This window comes from Streptomyces sp. UG1 (assembly GCF_049974585.1).
Taxonomy (GTDB): Bacteria; Actinomycetota; Actinomycetes; order Streptomycetales; family Streptomycetaceae; genus Streptomyces.
In genome coordinates this window covers 150,820-172,204 of sequence record NZ_JBNGGG010000011.1, presented here as the reverse complement: position 1 = coordinate 172,204, position 21,385 = coordinate 150,820, and the positions used below count along the sequence as shown (strand labels likewise).

General features: G+C 71.8%; 24 protein-coding genes and 1 pseudogene. 12 read left to right on the top strand and 13 right to left on the bottom strand.

Annotated features, from left to right (window positions below; genetic code table 11):
• Positions 1 to 6: 6 nt before the first annotated feature.
• From ACP4J3_RS14875 to ACP4J3_RS14865, 3 genes are read right to left on the bottom strand one after another with little or no spacing between them, the layout of a single operon-like run.
• Entirely contained in the window at positions 7 to 1,371 is a 1,365-nt protein-coding gene (locus ACP4J3_RS14875; RefSeq protein ID WP_426534331.1) for an O-antigen ligase family protein, read from the bottom strand.
• A 6-nt stretch (positions 1,372 to 1,377) separates the two neighbouring features.
• Positions 1,378 to 2,841, bottom strand: coding sequence for an exopolysaccharide biosynthesis polyprenyl glycosylphosphotransferase (locus tag ACP4J3_RS14870; protein WP_426534329.1), 1,464 nt, complete (start codon positions 2,839 to 2,841; stop codon positions 1,378 to 1,380).
• Positions 2,838 to 3,977, bottom strand: coding sequence for a glycosyltransferase (locus ACP4J3_RS14865; RefSeq protein WP_426534327.1), 1,140 nt, complete (start codon positions 3,975 to 3,977; stop codon positions 2,838 to 2,840). The genes ACP4J3_RS14870 and ACP4J3_RS14865 overlap by 4 nt, the downstream gene beginning before the upstream one ends.
• Before the next feature lie 370 nt (positions 3,978 to 4,347).
• On the opposite strand from ACP4J3_RS14865, the gene ACP4J3_RS14860 reads away from it, so the two are divergent.
• Positions 4,348 to 4,980, top strand: a complete 633-nt coding sequence (locus tag ACP4J3_RS14860) for a hypothetical protein (RefSeq protein ID WP_426534325.1) — start codon at positions 4,348 to 4,350, stop codon at positions 4,978 to 4,980.
• Positions 4,981 to 5,164: 184 nt separating this feature from the next.
• Positions 5,165 to 5,470, top strand: coding sequence for a hypothetical protein (locus ACP4J3_RS14855; protein ID WP_426534323.1), 306 nt, complete (start codon positions 5,165 to 5,167; stop codon positions 5,468 to 5,470).
• A gap of 320 nt (positions 5,471 to 5,790) precedes the next feature.
• On the opposite strand, the gene ACP4J3_RS14850 is transcribed toward ACP4J3_RS14855, so the two are convergent.
• The 4 genes from ACP4J3_RS14850 to ACP4J3_RS14835 all read right to left on the bottom strand — a co-directional run bounded on the left by ACP4J3_RS14850 (position 5,791) and on the right by ACP4J3_RS14835 (position 7,680).
• Positions 5,791 to 6,111, bottom strand: coding sequence for a hypothetical protein (locus ACP4J3_RS14850; RefSeq protein ID WP_426534321.1), 321 nt, complete (start codon positions 6,109 to 6,111; stop codon positions 5,791 to 5,793).
• Between the two features lie 63 nt (positions 6,112 to 6,174).
• Positions 6,175 to 6,495 carry a hypothetical protein gene (locus ACP4J3_RS14845; RefSeq protein ID WP_426534319.1) on the bottom strand — a complete coding sequence of 107 codons (321 nt, stop codon included), beginning with the start codon at positions 6,493 to 6,495 and terminating at the stop codon, positions 6,175 to 6,177.
• Between the two features lie 65 nt (positions 6,496 to 6,560).
• Complete coding sequence (locus tag ACP4J3_RS14840) at positions 6,561 to 6,896, bottom strand: hypothetical protein (RefSeq protein ID WP_426534318.1); 336 nt, start codon at positions 6,894 to 6,896, stop codon at positions 6,561 to 6,563.
• Positions 6,897 to 7,290: 394 nt separating this feature from the next.
• Positions 7,291 to 7,680 (bottom strand): hypothetical protein, encoded by a 390-nt coding sequence (locus ACP4J3_RS14835; protein WP_426534316.1) that lies wholly within the window; start codon positions 7,678 to 7,680, stop codon positions 7,291 to 7,293.
• Between the two features lie 160 nt (positions 7,681 to 7,840).
• On the opposite strand from ACP4J3_RS14835, the gene ACP4J3_RS14830 reads away from it, so the two are divergent.
• From ACP4J3_RS14830 to ACP4J3_RS14810, 5 genes and pseudogenes are all read left to right on the top strand, one after another.
• On the top strand, positions 7,841 to 8,599 hold the full coding sequence (locus tag ACP4J3_RS14830; protein ID WP_426534314.1) for a beta-glucanase: 759 nt from the start codon (positions 7,841 to 7,843) through the stop codon (positions 8,597 to 8,599).
• Between the two features lie 104 nt (positions 8,600 to 8,703).
• A complete protein-coding gene (locus tag ACP4J3_RS14825; protein WP_426534312.1) occupies positions 8,704 to 9,294 on the top strand; it encodes a vitamin K epoxide reductase family protein in 591 nt (196 codons plus the stop codon).
• Between the two features lie 108 nt (positions 9,295 to 9,402).
• Positions 9,403 to 9,906, top strand: coding sequence for a tyrosinase family oxidase copper chaperone (locus tag ACP4J3_RS14820; protein ID WP_426534310.1), 504 nt, complete (start codon positions 9,403 to 9,405; stop codon positions 9,904 to 9,906).
• The gene (locus ACP4J3_RS14815; protein WP_426534308.1) at positions 9,890 to 10,750 is read left to right on the top strand and encodes a tyrosinase family protein; all 861 of its coding nucleotides are present in this window, start codon (positions 9,890 to 9,892) and stop codon (positions 10,748 to 10,750) included. The genes ACP4J3_RS14820 and ACP4J3_RS14815 overlap by 17 nt, the downstream gene beginning before the upstream one ends.
• Before the next feature lie 321 nt (positions 10,751 to 11,071).
• Positions 11,072 to 11,314 (top strand): annotated as a pseudogene (locus ACP4J3_RS14810) (DUF2087 domain-containing protein); the annotation flags it as partial.
• A 10-nt stretch (positions 11,315 to 11,324) separates the two neighbouring features.
• Here ACP4J3_RS14810 and ACP4J3_RS14805 read toward each other — a convergent pair.
• Both ACP4J3_RS14805 and ACP4J3_RS14800 read right to left on the bottom strand, forming a co-directional pair.
• Positions 11,325 to 12,284 carry a D-2-hydroxyacid dehydrogenase family protein gene (locus ACP4J3_RS14805; protein ID WP_426534306.1) on the bottom strand — a complete coding sequence of 320 codons (960 nt, stop codon included), beginning with the start codon at positions 12,282 to 12,284 and terminating at the stop codon, positions 11,325 to 11,327.
• Positions 12,285 to 12,370: 86 nt separating this feature from the next.
• Positions 12,371 to 13,042 (bottom strand): ScbR family autoregulator-binding transcription factor, encoded by a 672-nt coding sequence (locus ACP4J3_RS14800; RefSeq protein ID WP_426534304.1) that lies wholly within the window; start codon positions 13,040 to 13,042, stop codon positions 12,371 to 12,373.
• 131 nt (positions 13,043 to 13,173) lie between these two features.
• Here ACP4J3_RS14800 and ACP4J3_RS14795 point away from each other — a divergent pair, with 131 nt between their 5' ends.
• The 5 genes from ACP4J3_RS14795 (at position 13,174) to ACP4J3_RS14775 (ending at position 18,470) form a co-directional block, all read left to right on the top strand.
• On the top strand, positions 13,174 to 14,151 hold the full coding sequence (locus ACP4J3_RS14795; RefSeq protein ID WP_426534302.1) for a ScbA/BarX family gamma-butyrolactone biosynthesis protein: 978 nt from the start codon (positions 13,174 to 13,176) through the stop codon (positions 14,149 to 14,151).
• Between the two features lie 14 nt (positions 14,152 to 14,165).
• Positions 14,166 to 15,137 (top strand): NAD-dependent epimerase/dehydratase family protein, encoded by a 972-nt coding sequence (locus ACP4J3_RS14790; RefSeq protein WP_426534300.1) that lies wholly within the window; start codon positions 14,166 to 14,168, stop codon positions 15,135 to 15,137.
• A gap of 17 nt (positions 15,138 to 15,154) precedes the next feature.
• Positions 15,155 to 15,943, top strand: a complete 789-nt coding sequence (locus tag ACP4J3_RS14785; protein WP_426534298.1) for an SDR family oxidoreductase — start codon at positions 15,155 to 15,157, stop codon at positions 15,941 to 15,943.
• A 185-nt stretch (positions 15,944 to 16,128) separates the two neighbouring features.
• Entirely contained in the window at positions 16,129 to 16,923 is a 795-nt protein-coding gene (locus tag ACP4J3_RS14780; protein ID WP_426534296.1) for a serine/threonine protein kinase, read from the top strand.
• Entirely contained in the window at positions 16,920 to 18,470 is a 1,551-nt protein-coding gene (locus ACP4J3_RS14775) for a serine/threonine-protein kinase (protein ID WP_426534294.1), read from the top strand. The genes ACP4J3_RS14780 and ACP4J3_RS14775 overlap by 4 nt, the downstream gene beginning before the upstream one ends.
• 27 nt (positions 18,471 to 18,497) lie before the next feature.
• Here the strand turns inward: ACP4J3_RS14775 and ACP4J3_RS14770 are convergent, their stop codons facing one another.
• From ACP4J3_RS14770 to ACP4J3_RS14755, 4 genes are all read right to left on the bottom strand, one after another.
• Positions 18,498 to 19,628: a hypothetical protein gene (locus tag ACP4J3_RS14770; RefSeq protein WP_426534292.1), complete on the bottom strand. Its 1,131-nt coding sequence runs from the start codon at positions 19,626 to 19,628 to the stop codon at positions 18,498 to 18,500.
• Complete coding sequence (locus ACP4J3_RS14765; RefSeq protein ID WP_426534290.1) at positions 19,625 to 19,810, bottom strand: hypothetical protein; 186 nt, start codon at positions 19,808 to 19,810, stop codon at positions 19,625 to 19,627. The genes ACP4J3_RS14770 and ACP4J3_RS14765 overlap by 4 nt, the downstream gene beginning before the upstream one ends.
• A 77-nt stretch (positions 19,811 to 19,887) precedes the next feature.
• Positions 19,888 to 20,025: a hypothetical protein gene (locus tag ACP4J3_RS14760; protein ID WP_426534288.1), complete on the bottom strand. Its 138-nt coding sequence runs from the start codon at positions 20,023 to 20,025 to the stop codon at positions 19,888 to 19,890.
• Between the two features lie 135 nt (positions 20,026 to 20,160).
• Entirely contained in the window at positions 20,161 to 21,144 is a 984-nt protein-coding gene (locus tag ACP4J3_RS14755; protein ID WP_426534286.1) for an ArsR/SmtB family transcription factor, read from the bottom strand.
• Positions 21,145 to 21,385: the final 241 nt, after the last annotated feature.

Genomic DNA, 21,385 nt, shown 5'->3' with positions numbered 1-21,385 from the left:
CGCGGCTCATCGCCGGGCCGGTTCCGTGGTCGGGGCGGGCCTCTCGTCGTCCGCCAGGGCCCACCAGGCCGCGAGGCCGAAGCAGACGGCCGTCAGGGTCGTGGAGGGGCCGCCGATGTCGCCGTACAGGAAGTTGGCGAGCTGCCAGATCAGCAGGCCGCAGGCGCCGAGCGCGCAGTCCCGGGCGGGCCCGGCGCCGCGCCGCAGCCGGCGCAGCGCGCACACCAGCAGGGCGAGCCAGCTCCCCGCGACCGTGACCACGCCCAGCAGGCCCTGCTCGCTGAGCAGCAGCAGATACATGTTGTGCGGGGAGAGCAGCGGCTGGCGCCGGTAGGCCTGGCCCGCCCCCTCCGTGTCGCTGCCCGACGACAGCGCGAACGAGGCATGACCGTCCCGGTACGCCGGAAAGCCCTTCAGGCCCACCCCGGTCACCGGGTGCTCGCGCCACATGTCGACGGCCGCCGCCCACATGGTGTACCGGTCGACGACCGACTGGTCCGGCGCGCCGGTCACCTGGGTGATGCTGGTCAGCCGCTCCTGCAGCGCCGTCGCGCCCACCCCGAACCCGCCCACCAGCACCACCGCCGCCGCCACCGCCGCGGCGCCCACCTTCACCGCCCGCCGCGCCCCGACCAGCAGCAACAGCACCCCGCAGGTCACCACCGTGGAGATCCAGGCGCTCCGGCTGAAGGACAGCGCGATCGGCACCAGCATGACCACCGCACACCCGGCCGCCACGACCCGCTGCCGCCACTCCCGCGCTCCGGACCCCAGCGCGAGGGCCACCGCGGCCACCACTCCCAGCCCCACGACGCTCGCCATCCCCATCACGTCGGACGGCCCGAACGTGCCCACCGCCCGGATGTTCGCCCCCTGATACGACGCCCCGGTCGCGGTGAGGTACTGCTTCACCCCGATCGCGCCCTGCCACAGCGCGAGGCCGACCACCGACCACAGCACCAGCCGGGCGCCGCGCCGGTCGCGCACCAGCAGCAGCACCGACAGCGGCACGAGCACGAACACCTGCAGATAGCGGGCCAGCCCGGTGAGCGTGTCCCCAAAGGTCACCGCCCCCACCGCGGCGACCGCGATGCCCACCACGGGCAGCCCGAGCACGAACGCCGCGGTCCGCGTCAGCGGTCGCCGCGCCCGCAGCGCGGTGTACACGACGGCCCACAGCACCAGGAGCCCCGAGCCGGCGTCGGCCACGGTCGCGGTACTGCCCGGTGCGACGGGCAGCCCCAGCAGGACGACCACGAACACGATCGGCAGGACCGGCAGGAGCGGCGGCAGCGGCAGGACCGAGCGGACCCGGCGCGGCGCCGGCCGCGGTGGTGCGAGCCGGGGCGGTGCCGCCGTAGAAGTGCTCACCGGTGCTCAGCTCCCCGTCGGCCGGACGAACTGGGCCGCCGTGCGCAGCAGGATGCAGACGTCCTGCCACAGCGACCAGTTGTCGATGTAGGCGTTGTCGTAGCGGCACCGGTCCTCGATCGAGGTGTCACCGCGCAGCCCGTGGATCTGCGCGAGCCCGGTGATCCCGGTCCGCATCCGGTGCCGGGCCGGATAGCCCGGATGGGCCTGGCTGAACTGGGCGACGAAATAGGGCCGTTCGGGCCGCGGCCCGACCAGGCTCATGTCGCCGCGGAAGACGTTCCACAGCTGCAGCAGCTCGTCCAGCGAGGTGCGGCGCAGGAAGTGGCAGAAACGGCTCATGTCCTGGTCGTCGGCCACGCTCCAGCGGGTCGCCGCCTCGTGCGCGCTGGCGGGCCGGTGGGTGCGCAGCTTCAGCATCGTGAACGGCCGCCCGTCCCTGCCGATCCGCTCCTGGCGGAACACCACGCCGGGCCCGTCCATCACCCGCAGCACGAGCGCGCACACCAGCAGCACCGGCCCGGCCAGCACCAGCAGCGAGCCGGAGAGCACCACGTCGAGCACCCGCTTGCCCACACCACCGAGCCGCCGGCCCTGCGGCCGCAGCGGCCTGCGCGAGAAGCCGGCCAGATGCCCCGCCCCCCGACGGCGCCTGTCCATGCCGTACGACGGCGGGTCCGCGTCCAGCTCCCACAGCACACAGCCGTACGCGGCCAGCCCGCTCAGCATGGCGGCCTTCTCCACCCGGGTGGCGGCCCCCACCACGAGCACGGTGCCCACACCGTTCTGGATCAGCGCCCGCCGGGCCTCCTGCACGGTGGCGAGCACCGGCAGCCCCGGCTCACCGTCGGCCTCGCCGAGCACCTCGAGGTCGTCGGCGACGAGGCCCACCGGCCGCACCCCGCAGTCCGGCCGGCGCAGCAGCGCGGCCGCCACCCGCCGGGTCACCGCGAGGGGGCCCACCACCAGGGCGGGACAGGGCCGGCGCCGCAGGGCCCGGCGCCGTAGGGCGTGCACCGCCGCACGGCCCGCGCAGGCCGCCGCGCAGTGCACCGCGACGGCGGTGACCAGCACGGCCGGCGGGAGCGAGCGCAGCGGGGAGAACGCGGCCATGGCGGCCCAGACGACGGCGATCCGGCCGCAGACGGCGGGCAGTTCGTCGAGCGCGCCGGGCACGGCGGAGGTGTCGTACAGCCACGCCCGCCGGTTCAGCCCCAGCACGCCGAGCACCAGCAGGACGACGACCAGCGGATACCGGTGCGGCGCGGGCAGCAGCAGCGCGCCCAGCAGGGCGGCGCCGCCGTCGGCGAGCCACAGCGCCGGCCGGGCGGTGCGGCGCGGACGGCGCCTTCCGCGCCCGGGGTGTCGGCGTCCGACCGCGGCCCGGCCGCGCGGGGCGAGGACGAAGGCGGGGCCCTGGGGCGTCCGCTGCGGACCCGCCGGTGAGGCAACGGTGCTTTCCGCGGTCATGTGGTGATGCACTTCCTGCCCTCGTCGGGTCCGCCGGGCTGCGCCGTGCCGAGGCCGAGCAACTCGCGGTACACGTCAGTCACCGCGTCCGTGGTCTGCCGCAGATCGTGGGAGCGGAGCACATGGGTACGGCCCTGTGCGCCGAGCGCCGTGCGCAGCGGCTCGTCCCGCAGCAGTTCCGTGAGCGCCCGCGCCAGCGCGCCGGGGTTCTCCGGCGGCACCAGGCAGGACGGCGGATGGTCGGCCGGAAGGCTCTCGCGCGCCCCGTTCACGTCGGTGACGACGACCGGCCGGGCGCACGCCATCGCCTCCAGCGGGGCCAGCGCCATGCCCTCCCAGCGGGACGGCAGGACCACGAGGTCGGCGGCCCGGTACCAGGGGGCGGCGTCCGACGTCGCACCGGCGAACTTCACCGACGCGGGCGCGATCGCCCGCAGCTTTCTCGCGTCCGGACCGTCGCCGACCAGCACCAGCCGCGCCCCGGCCACCTGCCGCTCCACCTCGGGCCAGGCCCGCAGCAGCACGTCCTGCCCCTTCTGGCGGCACAGCCGGCCCACGCACACCACCAGCGGCCCCGTCCCGGACGGCGCCGTGTCGCCCTCCGGCCGGAACCGGCCGGTGTCCACCCCGTTGGGGACCACATGCCACCGGGCACAGATGCCGGACCGGTGCCCGGTACGCCGCTCGGCCTGGCTCACGCACAGCACCCGCGTCGCCCAGCGCGCCCCGTACCGCTCCCAGTCCAGCGCCAGCCGAGCGAGGGCTCCGTGCGCGGCCTCGAACGACCAGGCGTGCGGCTGATAGACGGTCGGCAGGCCCCCGCGCACCGCGAGCCGGGCCGCGAGCCCCGCCTTGGCGCTGTGCGCGTGCACCAGGTCCGGCCGCACCTCGCGCACCAGCCACGCCAACCGCCGCACCTCGCCCCAGAGCCGGTGCCCGGGGGAGCGGGTAGCGTCCCAGCGCACCACCCGGCAGCCCAGCTCGCGCAGGTCGTACCCGAGCGTGCCGCCCCGAGGACAGGCCACGGTCACCCGTAGTCCCGTGGCCAGTTGTGCCGCGGCCAGGTCCGTCACGACCCGCGCGACACCGCCCTCGACCGGCTGGGCGACATGCAGGATGTGCGGCGCGATGCGCATGACCGAGGCTGCCCTTCCGATGGAATGAGTCCGAAGAGATGAGTCCGAAGAGATGAGTCCGAGAGAAATGAGTCCGAACCAGTTGCACGATGTGTGGCGCGCGTTCCCGGGATAAGATCCCGCACCTGTTCGGGAGGGGCCTCGGTTCAACCGGCTTCAGCCACTTATCCATATTTATCTTCAATCCGGTCAACAGTGTGGGAACGGCGGCGTCTTCCGACTTGTTTCCCGCGCGGGACCACCCGTTCGGAGTCGGCGTGGGGTGTGGTTCCGCGCGGCCAGATGCAGGCGATCGGTTGCGAGCGCGCCGAGCCGGTTTAACGGTGATCGCACGATCCGACATTCGCTCTACTCGCCCGAGGGGAACGTCATGCCTGCACCGAAATTCCGGCACATCGCGACATCGGCCCTGTGCGCGGCACTCTTCCTGGGGACCGCGGCGCCGGCGCTCGCGGCCTCGCCCGACTCCGCACCCACCGACACCCAGGCCCAGGCGCTGGCCGGCCTCGGCACCGTGACCCCGGTGACCGATCTGCTGAACCGCGCGCTCAGGGCGGACGACGACCCGCTGACCGACGCGGAACTGAAGGAACTGGCCGACGAGGCGAAGGAGGCCGTCGCACAGGCCAGGAAGGAAGCGGAACAGGCCCGCAAGGAGGCCGAAGAGGCCCGTGCGGACGCCATCGCGGAGGCCAAGGAGGAGATCGAGGCGGCCAGGAAGGAGGCCGAGGAGATCAGGAAGGAAGTGCTCGCCGAGGCCGGGGCGACCACTACGCCGACCACGACGCCGACCACTGCGTCGCCGAACCTCGTCGGCGGCCTGCTCGACGGCCTCGGCCAGGCGCTCGACGCCCTGCTGGGCGTGCTCGAGGCCGACGGCGCCGATGAGGCCGAGGACGCCGACGACGCCGACAGTGCGACCGAGAAGGAGGTGGAGACCTCGGCGGGCGGCCTGCTCCAGGCCCTCTTGAGCCTCCTGGCGCCGCTGACCGGCCGCGGCTGATACCGGGACCGGTGCCTGAGGCGAAGCAGCCGCCGATCCTCACGACCCGTTGTGCCGGCCGCGGTCGGCACAACGGGTCTTTTCGTATGAGTTCCTGGAACTTGACGGCCGCAGAGTTTCCCGGAAGGTGCCCCTCTCGTTAGCCCAGGAGAATCAAGACCGGAGTTACCTGGAAAGGAACACGATGAAGAACCTGAAGGCTGCTGCCGTCGTCGCCGGCTCCCTTGCCATTGCCGGCGCCGGTGTTCCCGCCTCCGCGGTGGAGATGCCGGGGCACGGCCTCGTAGAGAACGGTAAGACGGTGGCCCGCAGCCTCCCCACCGCCGCCAAGGTGCCGACCGGCTACGTGGGCAACAACGTGAAGCGCACGGCGGACAACGTGAAGAAGGGCGTCAACGAGCAGGGCGTGGTGAAGACCCCGGTCTTCGGCGGCACCCTGCCCAACCCCGTCGACGGCCGGCTGCTCGGCGGCCTTCCGCTCAACAGGTGACTTCGTCGCCCATCGGCTCGATGACCGGGGCCGGCTCCGAATTCTCGGAGTCGGCCCTTCGGTATGTATGACCATGTGTGACGGGGTGTGATTTTCGTGGGCCGTTGGGCCGAACGGACGATTCGGGGTGACCACGGGCGCGGTGCGGCCGTTGGTCCCTGTGAATGGGCGCTTTTTCCTCCTTGCCGGCGCTTCATAAAAACCGTGGGCCCTGTCCGCTCTGCCGATGCGGACAGGGCCCACGGCTTTGCATGGACGGGTGCGAACACCGATGGCGGGCCGCCGGAATCCCGGCGGCCCGCCATCGGATGAAGCACTGCTCAGAAGAAGAGGCCGCCGGTGTGCAGCGCGCCCCGCCCCTGCTCGATCTTGGCGGTGTTGCAGGAGGCGTACTTCGAGTTCGGGGCCACGGTGCCGGCCAGGACGGCGCCGTTCGACCACGGAGCGAGGCAGCGGGCGTCCAGGACGGCGCCGTTGACGACGGCGATGCCCTGCTGCGGTTCGTTCACGACGACCGGAGCCGCCGAGAAGCCGCTGCCGCCCTTGACGGTGGTGGTGTCGCTGTCGGCCGCGGCGGTGCCCCCGGTCGCCAGGACGATGCCCGCGGCGAGGGCGGAGATGGCCGTAACCTTGTTACGCATGAGTTGAGCCTTTCCGGGCTGCGTTTGGGTGATTCACCTGCTGCGAATTGCTCGAAGCAGGGGTCAGAAGAACAGGCCGCCCCTGTGAATGGCGTTCCGCCCCTGCTCGATCTTGTCGGTGTTGCAGGAGGCGTAGTGCGAGTTGGATGCCACGGTGCCGCCGAGCACGGCGCCGTTCGACCACGGCACGGCACAGCGGAGGTCGGCGACGGTGCCGTTGACGATGAGAACGCCCTGCTGCGGTTCGTTCACGACGACCGGGGATGCCGAGAAGCCGCTGCCGCCCTTGACGGTGGTGGTGTCGCTGTCGGCCGTGGCGGTGCCCCCGGTCGCGAGGGCGATGCCGGCGGCGAGGGCGGAGATGGCCGTAACCTTCTTACGCATGGATTGCGCCTTTCCGGGTGGCGTGTTTGGGGTGATTCACCTGCTGCGAACTGCTCGGAGCAGGGTCAGAAGAAGATCCCGCCCCTGTGGACGGAGTTCCGCCCCTGCTCGACCTGGGCCGTGTTGCAGGCGGCGTACTTCGAGTTCGGCGCGGCGACGCCGCCGAGGACGGATCCGTTGGACCACGGGGCGAGGCAGCGACCGTCGACGAGGGTGCCGTTGACGATGAGGACGCCCTGCTGGGGGGCGTTCACGACGACCGGGGACGCCGAGAAGCCGTCGCCACCCTTCACGGTGGTGGTCTTGCCGTTGCCGTCGTACTCACCAGCAGAGGCCATGCCCGCGCCGGCGACGACGGTGCTGAGGGCGAGGGCCGTGATGACCGCGAACTTCTTGGGCAACTTGGTTCCTTCCTGAATTCACGGTTGCGCACGCTTACGAAAAGGAAACCCGTATATGCATGCATAAGTCACGGCGGAAACATTCAAACACGGGCAGATTCCATCGGATGGCGCAACGCGCGGAAATGTACGGCCGGTCGGGCCGAATGGATTCCGGCCGGTACGGCCGTCCACATGCGTCCGGCCCACCGGCGAGGGGAGGGCCGGTGGGCCGGACGGTGGTTCACGGTGCCGGTGGGCTTGTGGGCCCGCCGGGTGCGGAGCTGGAAACTGCGGGTCCGGATCCAGCGTCCGGGCCTGCCGGCGGTCTCCGGCCGCCGAGAACCGGATCAGAGTCCCGACATTCCGGGGCCGGCTTTCACCGGTACGGCCGACTCGTAAGGCTGCCGGGTCGTCACTTGTTGGGCAGCAGGGTGCCGAGTCCGGCGGCGGTCGGCGCCTTCAGCGGGCGGACCTGGACGGAGCCGCTGCCGGCCGGGTTCTTCACCGGAATGGTGGGCTTCTTGACGGCGTCCGGATCCATGCCGTCCAGGTAGATGCCGGACATCGGCTGCCCCGGGCTCTTCTTGTCGAACGCGCTGCCCTTGGTGATCCCACCGTCGCGGGCCAGCCCCGTCACGACATCCGCCGCCGGCACGACCGCCGGGCTCACCTTGGTCGGGGACATGAGCCCGAGCGGGCCGAGCCCCGAACTGCCGTCGGCGGCCGATGCGGCGGCCGCCGACCCACCCACAAGACCCGCACCGATCGCCAACGCCGCAGTGGTGAAAACTGCCTTCTTCATGATTCACCTCGCTTGAAAGTACCTCTGATCCAACGGTTGGAGAACATAGCAGTCCATCGGCACTGCAAAAGCGACGTGTTACTCCATACGCATGAAAGTCACTGGGGTGAAGAATGCAATGTGCGGGGGCATTCAGAGGGATCGGCGCATGATCGGAAATATGAAATTCAGTGCCCTCATCGACATGTTCACCGGCGGCGATGAATTCAAGCCGACCACGGCCCCGGCCCCCGCTCCCGGCGCATCGCCCATCTGGGCGGAGGAGTTCGACGCCCCGATCGCCTGGGGCACCAGATGGGTCGGCGACCGCACCAGCGCCTTCAGCCACTGCGACCACAACCCGGACGACAACAAGCTCGACTGGCTCGACCCCGGCTGTGTGACGGTCGCGGACGGGGTGGCCACCTTCACCGCCACCCCGGCCGGCCGCACCCTCGAGAACGGCCGGCCGGCCTGGCGCACCGGCCTGCTCACCACCGAGTACTCCGACGAGGAATTCCGGGTGCGGACCGGGGACTTCATCGAGACCCGCGTCAGGCTCCCCTCCGGGACGGGGGCGTGGCCGGCGCTGTGGACCTGGAAGGACGGCGAGAACGAGGTCGACACCTTCGAGTACCACCCGGACAACCCGCATCTGCTGGAGCTGTCCAACCACGTCAACACCGCCGCGACGTACTTCACCGACGACCGCGCGATCGCCCCGGGCCGGTGGGTGACCCTCGGCACCCGCTACGGCGCGCGCAGCGTCGAGTGGTACGTCAACGGCGAGTGCGTCTTCCGCGACGACACCGGCGTCGGCCCGCGCTGGTCGGCGTACCTGATCCTCAACCTGTCGCTGAGCGCCGGCGAGCATCACCCGGCTCCCTGCGGGCCGGAGCCGATCACCTTCGACGTCGGCCATCTCCGGGTCTATCGCTGACGGCGGCACCGGGCTCCCCCGTTCGGGCGGCCGGGCCGGGTGCCGTCGGCCGGTCGGGTGAGAGGGCGGCGGGGTGCGCTCCGGGCCGTCGATAAGGTCGCGCGGTGGTTCCTGACTCACGCGCGGGTGGCGGCCGGGCGTTCGCCGTGCTGCTGGTGGTCTGCGGGGCGGCCGGTCTTGTGGCATCCTGGGTCGTCACCCTCGACAAGTTCAAGCTGCTCGAGGACCCCGACTTCACGCCCGGTTGCAGTCTCAACCCGGTGCTGTCCTGCGGCAGCGTGATGGAGAGCGACCAGGCCGAGGCCTTCGGCTTCCCCAATCCGATGCTCGGCCTCGTGGCCTACGGCATCGTGGTCTGCGTCGGCGTGAGCCTGCTGGCCGGGGCCGTGCTCCCGCGCTGGTACTGGCTGACCTTCGAGGCCGGCTGTCTCTTCGGGATCGGGTTCGTCTCCTGGCTCCAGTTCGAGTCGCTGTACCGGATCGACGCCCTGTGCCTGTGGTGCGCTCTGGCCTGGCTCGCGACGATCCCGCTGTTCTGGTACGTGACGTCCTTCCTCGTCCGTCGCCGCTTCCTGCCGGCCCCGGCCCCGGTGCGGGCCTTCCTCGACGAGTTCACCTGGGTGCTCCCGGTGCTGCACATCGGCGTCGTCGGCATGCTGGTCCTGACCCGTTGGTGGGACTTCTGGACAAGCTGACCATTGCTGCACCCGGGGCGACACGGCCCGGCCCCGCGCTTCGGTGGTGACCTCGCACCGCTGTGAACTGCTACTCGTACGAACACCGAACCGTACGAGGAGTGAGCGATGGCCACCAGCGCGAGTGGGGTTTCGGTGGGCGGGGCGCAGAGCCCGGACACTGCCGAGGGCGGCGAGCCCGGGAAGTGGACGCGGCGGGAGGCCGGACGGCTGCTGCTCGCCTCCGCCGCCGTGGCGCTGGCCCCCGTCATCACCGCTTCCCGGCCCTCGCGGTCCGCCGACCGGCCGCGGGACCCCGGCGCCGGCAGCCCCTTCGACGAGACCTACCGGGGCCGCCACATCCGGGGCGTCCCGGTCTCCCAGGGCGGCCTCAGCGCCCTCGACGTCGCCTGGCACGTCACCGTGGACGGACGGCCGCTGCACCTGATGCGCCGGGCCGACGGCACCTGGCTGAGCATGGTCGACCACTACGGCTGGCACCGGACCCCGCTGGAGGCGACCCGCGCGGCCGTCGACGAGCTGGGGCCCCGCGAGCAGTTGCGCGACCTGGCCCCCGGTCCGTTCGGCGGGGGGCATTCGCACAGGGAGACAGAGCATGGTGTACGTGCGTAAGAACGTGAGCAAGCTGACGCGCACCGAGCGGCGCCGGTTCGTCGAGGCGCTGCTGGAGATCAAACGCAGTGGTGAGTACGACGAGTTCGTACGGCTGCACATCGCGCACTTCGTCGGCGACGGCAGCCGGGGTCTGCGCGCCGCGCACATGACGCCCTCCTTCCTGCCCTGGCACCGGAGGTTCCTGCTGGACCTGGAGGAGGCCCTGCGCCGTGTCGACGACTCGGTGACGGTGCCGTACTGGGACTGGACCCGGGACCGCAAGACCACCTCGCTGCCGTGGACCGACGAGCTGCTCGGCGGCAACGGGCGGCCCGGCGACCGGCGGGTGATGACCGGGCCGTTCGCCCACGCCACCGGCAACTGGACCATCCGGGCCGGTGTCACGGCGGGCGACTTCCTCACCCGGGACCTGGGCCGCTCCCGGGACCCGATCAAGCTGCCCACCAAGGCCGATCTGAAGGACGCGATGGACGACCCCGTCTACGACGTCGCCCCGTGGAACTCGACGGTCTCCAAAGGCTTCCGCAACAAGCTGGAGGGGTGGGGCAGCGGCCGGGACTCCTGGCGCAACCACAATCGGGTGCACCGCTGGATCGGCGGCACCATGCTCGGCGGCGCGTCCCCCAACGACCCCGCCTTCTGGCTGGTCCACGCCTTCCTCGACATGCAGTGGTCCCGCTGGCAGCGACGCCATCGCAACCACCGCTACCTGCCGGCGAAGCCGCCCGGGCGGCGCAGCGACCAGTACCGGCGGATCGTCGCCCGACACGAGCGGCTGCCACCGTGGGACGTGACGCCGGACGATCTGGAGGACGTGTCCCAGATCTACCGGTACGCGTAGGAAATATTCGCTCACCCCCGGCCGCCGATGTCAATTGGCCTCCGCCCATGGACGCAACCGATCCGACGGAACAACTGGTCCGACTGTTCGCCGAGGAGAGCCGGGTACGCGCGTTCGCGGCCGTGGCGCTGGGTGCGCTGTGCCTACGGCGGCTTGGCCGGTCAACGGGTTGCCCGGAGTCGACGTCAGCGGTCTCGAACCCGGCGTAACCGCCCCCGCCCCTGGGGGCTGCCGCCCCCAGACCCCCGCTTCGGCCCTGAACGGGCCTCGTCCTCAAACGCCGGACGGGCTGAGATATGCCGCCCGGCGCCGGGAGCGTCCGCGCGGTGGACCCGCAAGAAGCTGGTGCTGCGGTATATCGCCGAGCAGACCCTCGAGCCCGGTGTCGAGTACCCGGAGCGCACGGTCAATGAGAGGCTGCGCGCCTGGTGCGAGGACAGTGACGACATCGACCATGTGACGCTCCGGCGCTATCTGGTGGACCTGCACCATCTGCACCGCAGCGACGGCATCTACCGCAGGCCGGCGCGGGCGGCGCACGGCGAGGGTGCCGACAGCGCCTGACGCGGCGGCTTCAGGGCAGCCGTCGTACCGGCGAACCCGCCAGGTACGCCTGGATGTCCTGCACCGCCTGGCCGTAGTACGTCGCGTAGTTGGCCTGCGAGACATAGCCCAGGTGGGGTGTCGCGAGCAGTCGGGGGGCCGTGCGCATCGGGTGGTCGGCGGAGAGGGGCTCGATGTCGAAGACGTCGACTCCGGCGCCGGCGATCCGGCCCTCGTGCAGCGCGGCGAGCAGGGCGGCCTGGTCGACGATGGCTGCCCGGGAGGTGTTGACCAGATACGCCGTCGGCTTGAGCAGGGCCAGCTCGGGCGCGCCCAGCAGGCCCCGGGTGCGGTCGCTCAGGGCGAGGTGGACGGAGACGAAGTCGCTGTCGGCTAGCAACTCCTCCTTGGACGCGGCCAGATGGACGCCCACCTCGTCGGCGTACTCCTTGGTGAGGTTCTGGCTCCAGGCGCTGACGTGCATACCGAAGGCGAGGCCGACCCGGGCCACCCGGCTGCCGATCTTGCCCAGGCCCAGCAGGCCGAGACGGCTGCCGTGCAGGTCGGCGCCGACGGTGCTCTGCCAGGGGCCGCCGGTGCGCAGCGCGTTGGTCTCCTCGACGAGGCCGCGGGCGAGGCCCAGCAGCAGGGCCCAGGTGAGTTCGACGGGCGGCGTGGCGGAGCTGGCCGTGCCGCAGACGGTGACGCCGTGCGCCTCGGCGGCGGCGTAGTCGATGACCGAGTTGCGCATGCCGGAGGCGATCAGCAGCCTCAGCCGGGGCAGCCGGGCGATCAGGGAGGCGGGGAACGGGACGCGTTCGCGCAGGGTGACCACGATGTCGAAGTCGGCGAGGGCGGCGGTCAGGGTGTCCTCGTCGGGGAAGTGGGTGGTGAAGGGGACGACCTCCACGTCGTCAGCGAGCGGCGACCAGTCGGCGGCCTCCATCGCCGCGTTCTGGAAGTCGTCGAGCACAGCACAGCGCAGCCGCACGGTGGTTCCTTTCCATGGCCGGGACGGCCGGGACGGGTGTAATCAGACCGGTCGGTCGGATTGCAGGAGGGTAGGGGAGGTGTTCGCTAACTTCCCGTCATGGGTGGGACGGCTTCCCGGGAGCCGACTTCGTACTCCTCGAAGAGCCGCCTGCCCCGGTCCGGGGAGAGGTCCAGGGCCGCCAGCAGCGCCGGTGTGGAGATGCTCGGCAGGACGTGGCGCAGCAGGACGCAGACGCGGCGGCCGAGGTCGGCGCGGTTGCAACTGGCCTGGCTCATCGCCTGGACGCCAGCGAAGGCGCCGGTGAGGAACTCGGCGGTGTCGGTGATGTCGACGTGCGGCAGAAGCTCGCCCTGGGCCCGGGCCTCGGTGAGGATCTGCTGGAGCTGCTCGCTCCAGGCGCGGAAGGCGGCGGCGCGGTCCAGTTCACGTGCGCCCTGGTCGAGGGCGAGGGAGACGCCGGCCTGCACCAGCGGATCGTGCTGCAACCGGTACGCCATGACCATGCCGTGATCGACGAGCTCCTGGAGCTTGCCGGACCTCTCGGGCAGCCGGTCGATGGGCAGTTGGGCCTGCAGCACGCCCAGCGCGACCTCCTCCTTGGAGGAGAAGTGGAAGTACAGGGCGCCCCTGGTGACCCCGGCCCGGTTGAGGATCTCCTCCACGGTGGCCGAGGCGTAACCGCGCTCGCCGAACACCCTCGCGGCCGCCTCGAGGATCGAACGGCGCGTTCTGATCGCGCGGTCCTGCCGGGCCATGGGTCCCTCCACCGTGTGCACGTCGGCGCGTTACGTGGCGTGTTGAAAAGAAAACCGGATCACACGTAGGTTACTCGGCGGGCGGGAGCGCCTCGCTCTGGCGAAACGACCCGGGGGGAGCCATGGACCGCGTGCGATCTGCTGACGCCTGCGCCCGGGACGAGCGGACCGCGGGCACTGCCGGACCCGCCCCCGCGACTGCCGTATGGCATACGGAGATAAGCGGCGAACACGTGCACCGGCCCGACGCGCGGGACGCCTTACCCACCGCCTGGCGCCGTCTGGACGACACCCGCTTCCAGGTCAGGGCCCGCTGGCCACGACGGCACCGGTACTTCACCGAGGTGGCCGGACGCTTCCAGGACCCCCTGCTGATACCGGAGATACTGCGCCAGGGCTCGATGCTGCTGGCCCACGCCGCGTTCGCGGTGCCCACCGGCGACCGGTTCGTGATGCAGCGCATCCGGTACTCGGCGGCGCCGGCCGGGCTGGTGCTCGACCGGTCGTCCGAGGACGCCGTCGCCGACTTCACCTGCGGCGACGTACGGCACCGCGGCCGTCGTCTGGCGGGCATGCGCTGTGCGATGGTGCTGCGCCGGCAGGGCCGGGTCGTCGCCACCGCCGACGGGCGGCTCGACTGCGTCACGGACCGGGCCTACCGCCGACTGCGCGGTGAGCGGCTGTCGTTGACCGGCTGTCCCGTACCGCTGCTGCCCGGACTGCCGCCCGGGGCGGTCGGCCGGACGGACAGCGCGGCCGTCGTCCTCGCCCCCTCCCCGCGGCCGGGCGCCTGGCAGCTCAGGGTCAACACCGCGCATCCCACCCTGTTCCGCAGGCCGAACGACCATGTGCCCGGCTTCGTGCTGCTGGAGGCCGCCCGCCAGGCCGCGACGGCCTTCTCGCTCTTCCCCGGCCTCATGGTCATCACCGACATGGACATGGTCTTCGCGCGGTACGCCGAACTCGACAGCCCCTGCTGGATCGAGGCCGACCCCCTGCCGAAGGGCGACCCCGACCCGAGCACGGTCCGGGTACGCGGCCTCCAGGACGACGCCGAGGTCTTCCGCTGTACGGTGACGGTCGCGGCGTCGAAGCCGGCCGACCGCTGAGGGAGGACCCGACCGTGTCACCACGCATCCTCGTCACCGGGGGAAGCGGCTTCGTCGGAGGGCATGTCCTCGCCGCTCTACGGGAGTTGAGCGGAGCCGGGGAGGACAGGGAAGAGGGAGCGGGCACCGCACCGTGCCGCCTCCGGCTGCTGCTGCGTACCCCCGCGAGCCCGCCACCGGGCACCGCCCCGACGGCGGACATCGTGCGCGGGGACCTCGCCGACCCTGGTTCGCTGCGCGGTGTCTGCGACGGCGTCGACGTCGTGCTGCACTGCGCCTCCCACATCGGCGACGACGCACGGCGCACCGAGAGCGTCAACGACCACGGCACCCGCGCGCTGGTCGAGGAGGCGACGCGATCCGGCGTGGGCCGCGTGGTCTACGTCAGTACGGCCGCGGTGTACGGCCGAGGGCCCTTCACCGCCGCGCACCCGGCCGACCTGCCGATCGCACCGGTCTCGGCGACCAGCCGTGCCCGCGCCGCCGCCGAGCGGCACGTGCTGGACGCGGGTGGGGTCGTGCTGCGCCCGCACCTGGTACTCGGGACGGGCGACCGCTGGGTCGTACCCGGACTGGCCGGCCTGCTGGGAGCGCTGTCGGCGGGCCTGAGGGACTGCACGGCCCGCCATTCCGTCGTCGACGTACGGGCGCTGGGGCGTGCGGTGGTCGCCGCCGGTCTGTCGGACCGCGACCTTGCGGGCACGCATCACGTCAACCACCCGGAACCCGTGGACTGTTCGGACCTGCTCGACACGGTGGCCGACCGGCTCGGCCTACGACTCCCCGACCCACCCCTGAGCCTCGACGAGGCACGGTCACGGCTCACCGGCCGGCCGCGCGCACTGCACCACCTCGGGATGCTCGCGGTGGACCACTGGTTCGCGGACGACGGATTCTGGGCGGGCGTCGGGGTCGATCCAGGGGTGGGGTTCGCGGGGAGCGTGGCGGAGCATGCTGCGTGGTACCGGGAGTATTCGGGTGGTTGAGGCGTGGGGTTGCCTTCGTGAATACCAGACGCGCACTGGCGGGCAGGATCGCACTGGTCACCGGAGCCGGCCGGGGAATCGGCAGAGGCATCGCCGAGCGACTCGCCCGCGACGGGGCGCTGGTCGGCGTCCACTACGGCCACAGTGAGCGCGCCGCGCTGGAAGTCGTCGCGGAGATACGCAAGAACGGCGGCCGGGCCTTCCCGGTCGGGGCGGAACTCGGGGTGCCGGGCGACGCCGACGCCGTCTTCGCGGCCTTCGACGCCGGGCTGCGGGAGCAGACGGACACCGCGGCCGACGGTGCGGGCTCGCTCGACATCCTCGTGAACAACGCGGGCGTGAGCGGCTCGGGGCCGATCGGGCAGGCGGTTCCCGAGGTCTTCGACCGCATGATCGCCGTCAACGCCAAGGCGCCGTTCTTCCTCGTGCAGGGCGCGCTGCCGCGGATGCGGGACGGCGGACGCGTCATCAACATCTCGTCGCTGGCCTCACGGCGCGCGTTCCCCGAGTCCGTCGCGTACGCGATGTCCAAGGGGGCGCTGAACACGATGACCCGGTGTCTGGCGAAGGAACTCGCCGGGCGGGGCATCACCGTCAACACGGTCGGGCCCGGCTTCATCGAGACGGACATGAACGCCCGCCGCACGGCGACCCCCGAGGCACGGGCCGACCTGGCGGCGCGCTCCGCCTTCGACCGGATCGGCATGCCTTCCGACGTGGCGGACGTGGTGGCGTTCCTCGCCTCGGACGACTCCCGCTGGATCACGGGGCAGTATCTGGATGCCAGTGGGGGCACTGCTCTGTGACGGTCGTCTCTGACCGGAGCTGATGCCGCCGTCCCCTCGCTGGGCGGCTCACGCGCCGGGAACCGGGATGATCGGCTGCTCGTCCTAGTGGACGTGCCTCGCGCGCATGGAAAACGATGCCACCTGTGCGGCTTTTGACCAGAAGCCCTCTGCGATCCTGGCGGCAACATCGGGGGAAAGCCGGTATGGAAACGATCATTGTGCAGCTCCCCGGCCCGTCACGGCCGGGTGAAGTCGGCGCGGCCAAACCCGAGTTGCTGCACATGGGACCGGGCGACGTCGCCGACTTCGGACGCGGGGTGCCCGGCGGCCGGGACGTCTCCATCGTTCTGCCCGACCCCGGGATCTCCCGGCGGGCGGGGCGGCTGGAGGCGGCCGAGGACTACTGGCGGCTGTCGAACTTCAGCCGTGACACCGCGTATGCGGTCGAGAACTTGGAAGGTGCCGGCGAGTACATCACCGTCGCGCCCGGTCGGCTCGGAGCGCCGGTGCCCTTCGAGTTCTCCCGGGTCGTCCTGCCCGCGCTGTCCGGCACCGCCGAATTCAAGGTGTTCGCCCCGCAGCACGCCTATCTGGACGAGCGGTCCGCCCCCGGCGCGGGGGAGTTGACCGTGCACCCCTACGCGCTCGATGCGACGGCGAAGTACTTCCTGGTGCTGGTGGCCCTGTGCGAGCCGCGGCTGCGCGACCCCTCGGACGGCACGCTGCCGGGCGCCGGGGACATCGCGGACAGGCTCCGCCCGCTGGAGAGTTGCCGTGGTCTGACCCGCTCCGCCGTGAACTACCACATCGACTATCTGGCCTTCGCCAAGCTGCGCCTGGACGTCGGCGACGAGCACAGAGCGGACGGCAACGCCCGCACCGGTGCCAAGCGTGCCCGACTGGCCTCCCTCGCCCTGCGCTTCGGCCTGGTGCGCGAGGAGCACCTCGCCCTGTTGCCGTCCCGCAGACGGCCCGTCCCGCAGGCGAGCGGCGCGTGAGCACGTCCGGCGCCGAGGAGGGCGCCCTCGAGATGCCGCGGCTGCCGGCGGGTTTCCGGATCGACGGCTGGGAGCTGGACGGCGTCATCGGGTCGGGCGGCTGGGGGACCGTGTACGAGGCCCGCGCGGTCGCGGACGGCACGACCGCGGCGGTGAAGGTGCTGCCGACCGGTGCCCTGGCGCCCGGTCAGCGTGCCGCGCTCGGCGAACTCGTCGCGCGCGAGGTGCGGTTCAGCGCCGAGGCGGACCATCCGCACCTCGTACGGACCCATGCCGTGTGCACCGTGGACGCGCCGGACCTGCCTGCGCTGGACGGGGCGATCGCGCTCGTCATGGACCGTGCCGAGGCCAGTCTGCGGCAGGCGCTGGACGCCGCCGGGACGGGCGGACCGATCCCGGACGCCGTGCGGGTCCTGCGCGGCGTCGCCGCCGGGCTCGCCCATATGCACGGCGCCGGCTGGGTGCACGGCGACCTCAAACCCGCCAACGTGCTGCTGGGCGCGGACGGCGCGGTCTGGCTCGCCGACTTCGGCCTGGCCACCGAACTCGAGGGCACCCACGCCTATGTGCCGCCGCTCGGCACGCTCGACCATGTGCCGCCCGAGTGGTGGTCCCAGCGCACCGGAGCCGGCGGGACGGTGGTGCGGCCGACCGCCGACATCTGGGCCTTCGGCGTCCTGGCCCACCAGGTGCTCACCGGTGGCCTGCACCCGTTCCCCGGCGCCACCGCGCGCGCCCGCTCGCTCGCCGCGCAGGCCTACGCCCGCGGCACCGCAACACTGCGCCTGGACGCCGGACTCGACGAGAACTGGCGCTGGCTCATCGAGGACTGTCTGGTGGCCGACCACGCCGGCCGCATGCGCCACACCGCCGCGAGCCTGTCCGCCCGGATCGAGCAACTGGCAGGCCCGCGCGGCCGGCGACGCCTGCTGCCGGTCGCCGCCGTGGCGCTCGCCGCGGTGTCGGCCGCCGCCGTCGCCGGGACCGTGCTGCTCGGGCTCGGCGGAGGTGGGGGAGACGACGACGAGGACGGCCAGGGGCGCGGCACACGAGCCGTCGTCACCGGCGCGCACAGCCCGGCCGCCGGGGAGATCCCGGAGGACTCCGACGTACCCGAGGCACTGCGGCCGGTCATCGTGAAGGCCGCCCACCGCTGCTCCGACGCGGAGGTCACGCCCGCGTTCCTCGCCGCCATGCTCAAGGCGGAGAGCGGTTTCGACGTGAACGCGTCCCGCCCGGCGACCGAGGAGTACGGCATCGCCATGTGGACGCCGTCGGTGTTCAGGGCCTGGGCGGTCGACGGAGACGGAGACGGGGACAAGGACTACATGTCGCCACCGGACGCGATCTCCACGATGTCGCTGTACGTGTGCTGGCTCGACCAGCGTTTCAAGGAGGCCGACATGCCCGCCCAGGACCTTCCCGCGCTGATGGCGGCCGGATACCGCACCAGCGACCGCACGGTCATCACGGAGCGCGGCGTCCCCGAACGGGTGCGCCCCCACGTCGACAAGGTGCTCCGCTACCTCGCCGCCTACGAGCGGTGAGGTGGCGGAGCTGTCGCTCATGGCCGTTCAGCAGTCCTTGACGTCCGGCATCCTGTTGTCGGGCGAGTTGATGTAGATGTTGGAGATCCAGCCGTTGTACTGGGGGAGGTACGCCCACCATTCGTTGGTGTAGGGCGGTACGTGAACCTCCTCGCCCCTCGCCTGGCAGCCCACCAACGCCTCGACGCCTGCCGGGAGTTGGGTGATCGGCGCGTTGCCGGTGCCGGGGCCGGGGCGGACGTTCACATGGTCGCTCCACGTGCCGTACCACCATCCCGCGGGCCGCGTGGCTCCGGGGACGTTCAGGGAGCGGGTCAGCCGGCCGACGTCCGTGTACGCCTTCCCGTACGACGTGCCGACGGGATGCAGCGTGAACACGGCCACGATGGAGCGGTCACCGGCGCCCACGGTGCCCGTGCTGTGCAGCGCCGGCCGGGTCAGGTCCACGTCCGCGGCGGCGGCGGCCGGAGCCGGGCTCGCCGGGTCCGTGGTGGCAGCGGTGCGCGGCGGGCCGCAGGTGCCTTCCTCGTACGAGAATCCCGACCAGCCCTGCTTCACCGCCCACGGTTTCTCGAACGCCCCGGCGACGCCGAAGTGCTGGTCGAATCCGTCCGAGGCGCAGCGGGTGGACCGGCGCAGGTTCTCCATCACGAAGTCGCGCACGGGAACGGGCGCCGAGTCCAGGAGGTACCGGTAGATCGTCACCGTGTCGCGGGCGGAGAGCGCGGTGTAGCCCCAGTAGCCCTCGTACCCGGTGGGCGGTGGTGCCGTGTCCTCGAGGCCGAGGCGGCTCACCATGCGGGTGATGATCGCCGTACCGCCGTTGTCCGACCAGTAGTCGCTGGCCGCGTCGTCGTCGCTGCCGCGCAGCATCGGCTCCAGCCACGCCCGGTCGGCCGCGGGCACGGTGTGGTCGGGGCCCCGGTTCCACAGATGGTCCAGCGCCAGCAGCAGCTTGACGACCGAGGCGGAGCGGAAGCGGGTGCTCGAGTTGAGCTGCTCGGTGAAGGTGCCGGTCTGCCGGTCGAGGACGGCGACCCCGGCGCTGAGGCCGGCGGGCACCTCGACGGACGCGGCGGCGGCGGAGCCCGCCGCGCCGCCGATCAGCAGCAGTGCGGCGGCAGCGGCGAGAAGACGGCTTCCTGGAGGGCGCCTCACAGATAGTGCTCCCTGAGATGGAGCGAGTTGGTGGGTGTGAGGTCGACGTACCAGCCCTGCTGCGGGGGGATGGCCTCGTGGCAGTCCGTGTTGACGGACTTGCACAGCTCGACGCCTTCGGACTGGGCCTGAGCGGCGGCGGTGAGGGCGAGCGCGGCGGCGCCGTGCAGGATTCTGCGCATGGTCGTGCCTTTCGTGGTGAACGCTGGGAAGCGGGAACGGCCGCGCCGAAGGCGATCTGCCGGCCGACTGGGTGCCCTTACGCCAGCGTGATGCGGACGCTGGCGAGGCTGAAGTCGGCGGCGTGGGCCGACAGTGCGGGCTGAGCGACGACGATGCCGGTGGTGAACGCGCACAGGGCGGCGGCCGTGGCGAGGGTGGAGCGGAACAGGCGCATGAGAGCCGTCTCTTTCTGTCTGTGGAGGGGGCCCCGCACCGCGGGCGGGGCCTGGAGGACGACTCGAACCTTAGAAAGGGGAGTGGGGCCGGCGGTCCTGACGGATGTCAGGGTGGCGGTCGCCCTCTGTGGGGCTCACCCCGACAGCAGGTTGACCAGCGCCCCGCCCGAGGCCGTGCGCCGCGCCACCACGTGCTGTCCCCGTCGCTCCCGGGTGAGGAGCCCGGCCGCCTCCAACTGGCCGCAGTGGTACGTCACGGTCCCCGGCGTGCAGTTGAGCGTGGCGGCCAGGGAACCCATGGTGCACGGGCGAACCAGCTCGCGCAGGATACCCGCCCGGAGGGAGCCCACCACGAGCTTGAGCGGGTCCCGTTCGGCAGTGGCTTCCCGAGCGGTCCACAGCGTGTTCAGGCCCGGCACGGGATAGCCGAACCACACAGCGTCGCAGCGGTCGAAACTGAAGACCGAGGCACCGTTGCCCGACACGATGGGCACCAGCACCACGCGGCGGGCACCCCGCTCGAACGTCTCGGGGTGCGGATCCGGCACGTACAGCGTCTGTCCGGTGAAGCGGATCTTGGGTCCCAGTCCGGCCAGCACGAGCGGCAGGGCGTTGCTGACGACCGCCACGCCCACGCGCTCGGTCTCCCGGGCCAGCAGGGCGCCGGCCCGCGCCCAGATCGGCCCGAAGGCCTCCCACACGGCGCCGAGAATGGCCGCGTACGCATGGATGAAGGCTTTCGGCCGGTCGACGACCGACTGCCATTGCCGGGGGACCGTCCCCCCGAAGTCCGTCTCCAGCTCCCGCAGCAGCACATGGGGTGGTACCTCCGCCAGACGGTCGAGCTGGACGGAGAGATCGGTCTCCCACAGAGGCGCCGTGGGGGTGAGGCAGTCGGGGACCATCGAGTACTCCGGGGTGAACAGCGGCCGCAGCACGGCCTCCGCGCCCTCGGGCACCGCCGAGCACAGTGTGCGGCGCCACGCGGGGTGCACCCCCTGGGAACGGCCACCCAGCGCATCCGCGACGAGCGACATCAGGGTGACGCCGGGCTGCGCCACGACCGACACCGGCACTGCTCCCAGCGGCCCCAGACGTAACTCGGAGAACCCGGCCATGAACACCCCCCGTTGACGTACCACCACCCCACCACCCCACCACCCCTTGGGACGCACAGGTTTGAGCAGAGGTTTCACTTTGAAACTGCTCGAAATGCTGGGCCAGTGCCGCCGAGTTTGAACAGACTGTGTCGGACCACGGGGGACGGTGGCGGATGACCGACCGCGCCTATCGCTGTGCCCCGCGCAGAACAGGCAAGAGAAACGGGGGCACTGCAATGCACCTCGACTCCGGAGTGCG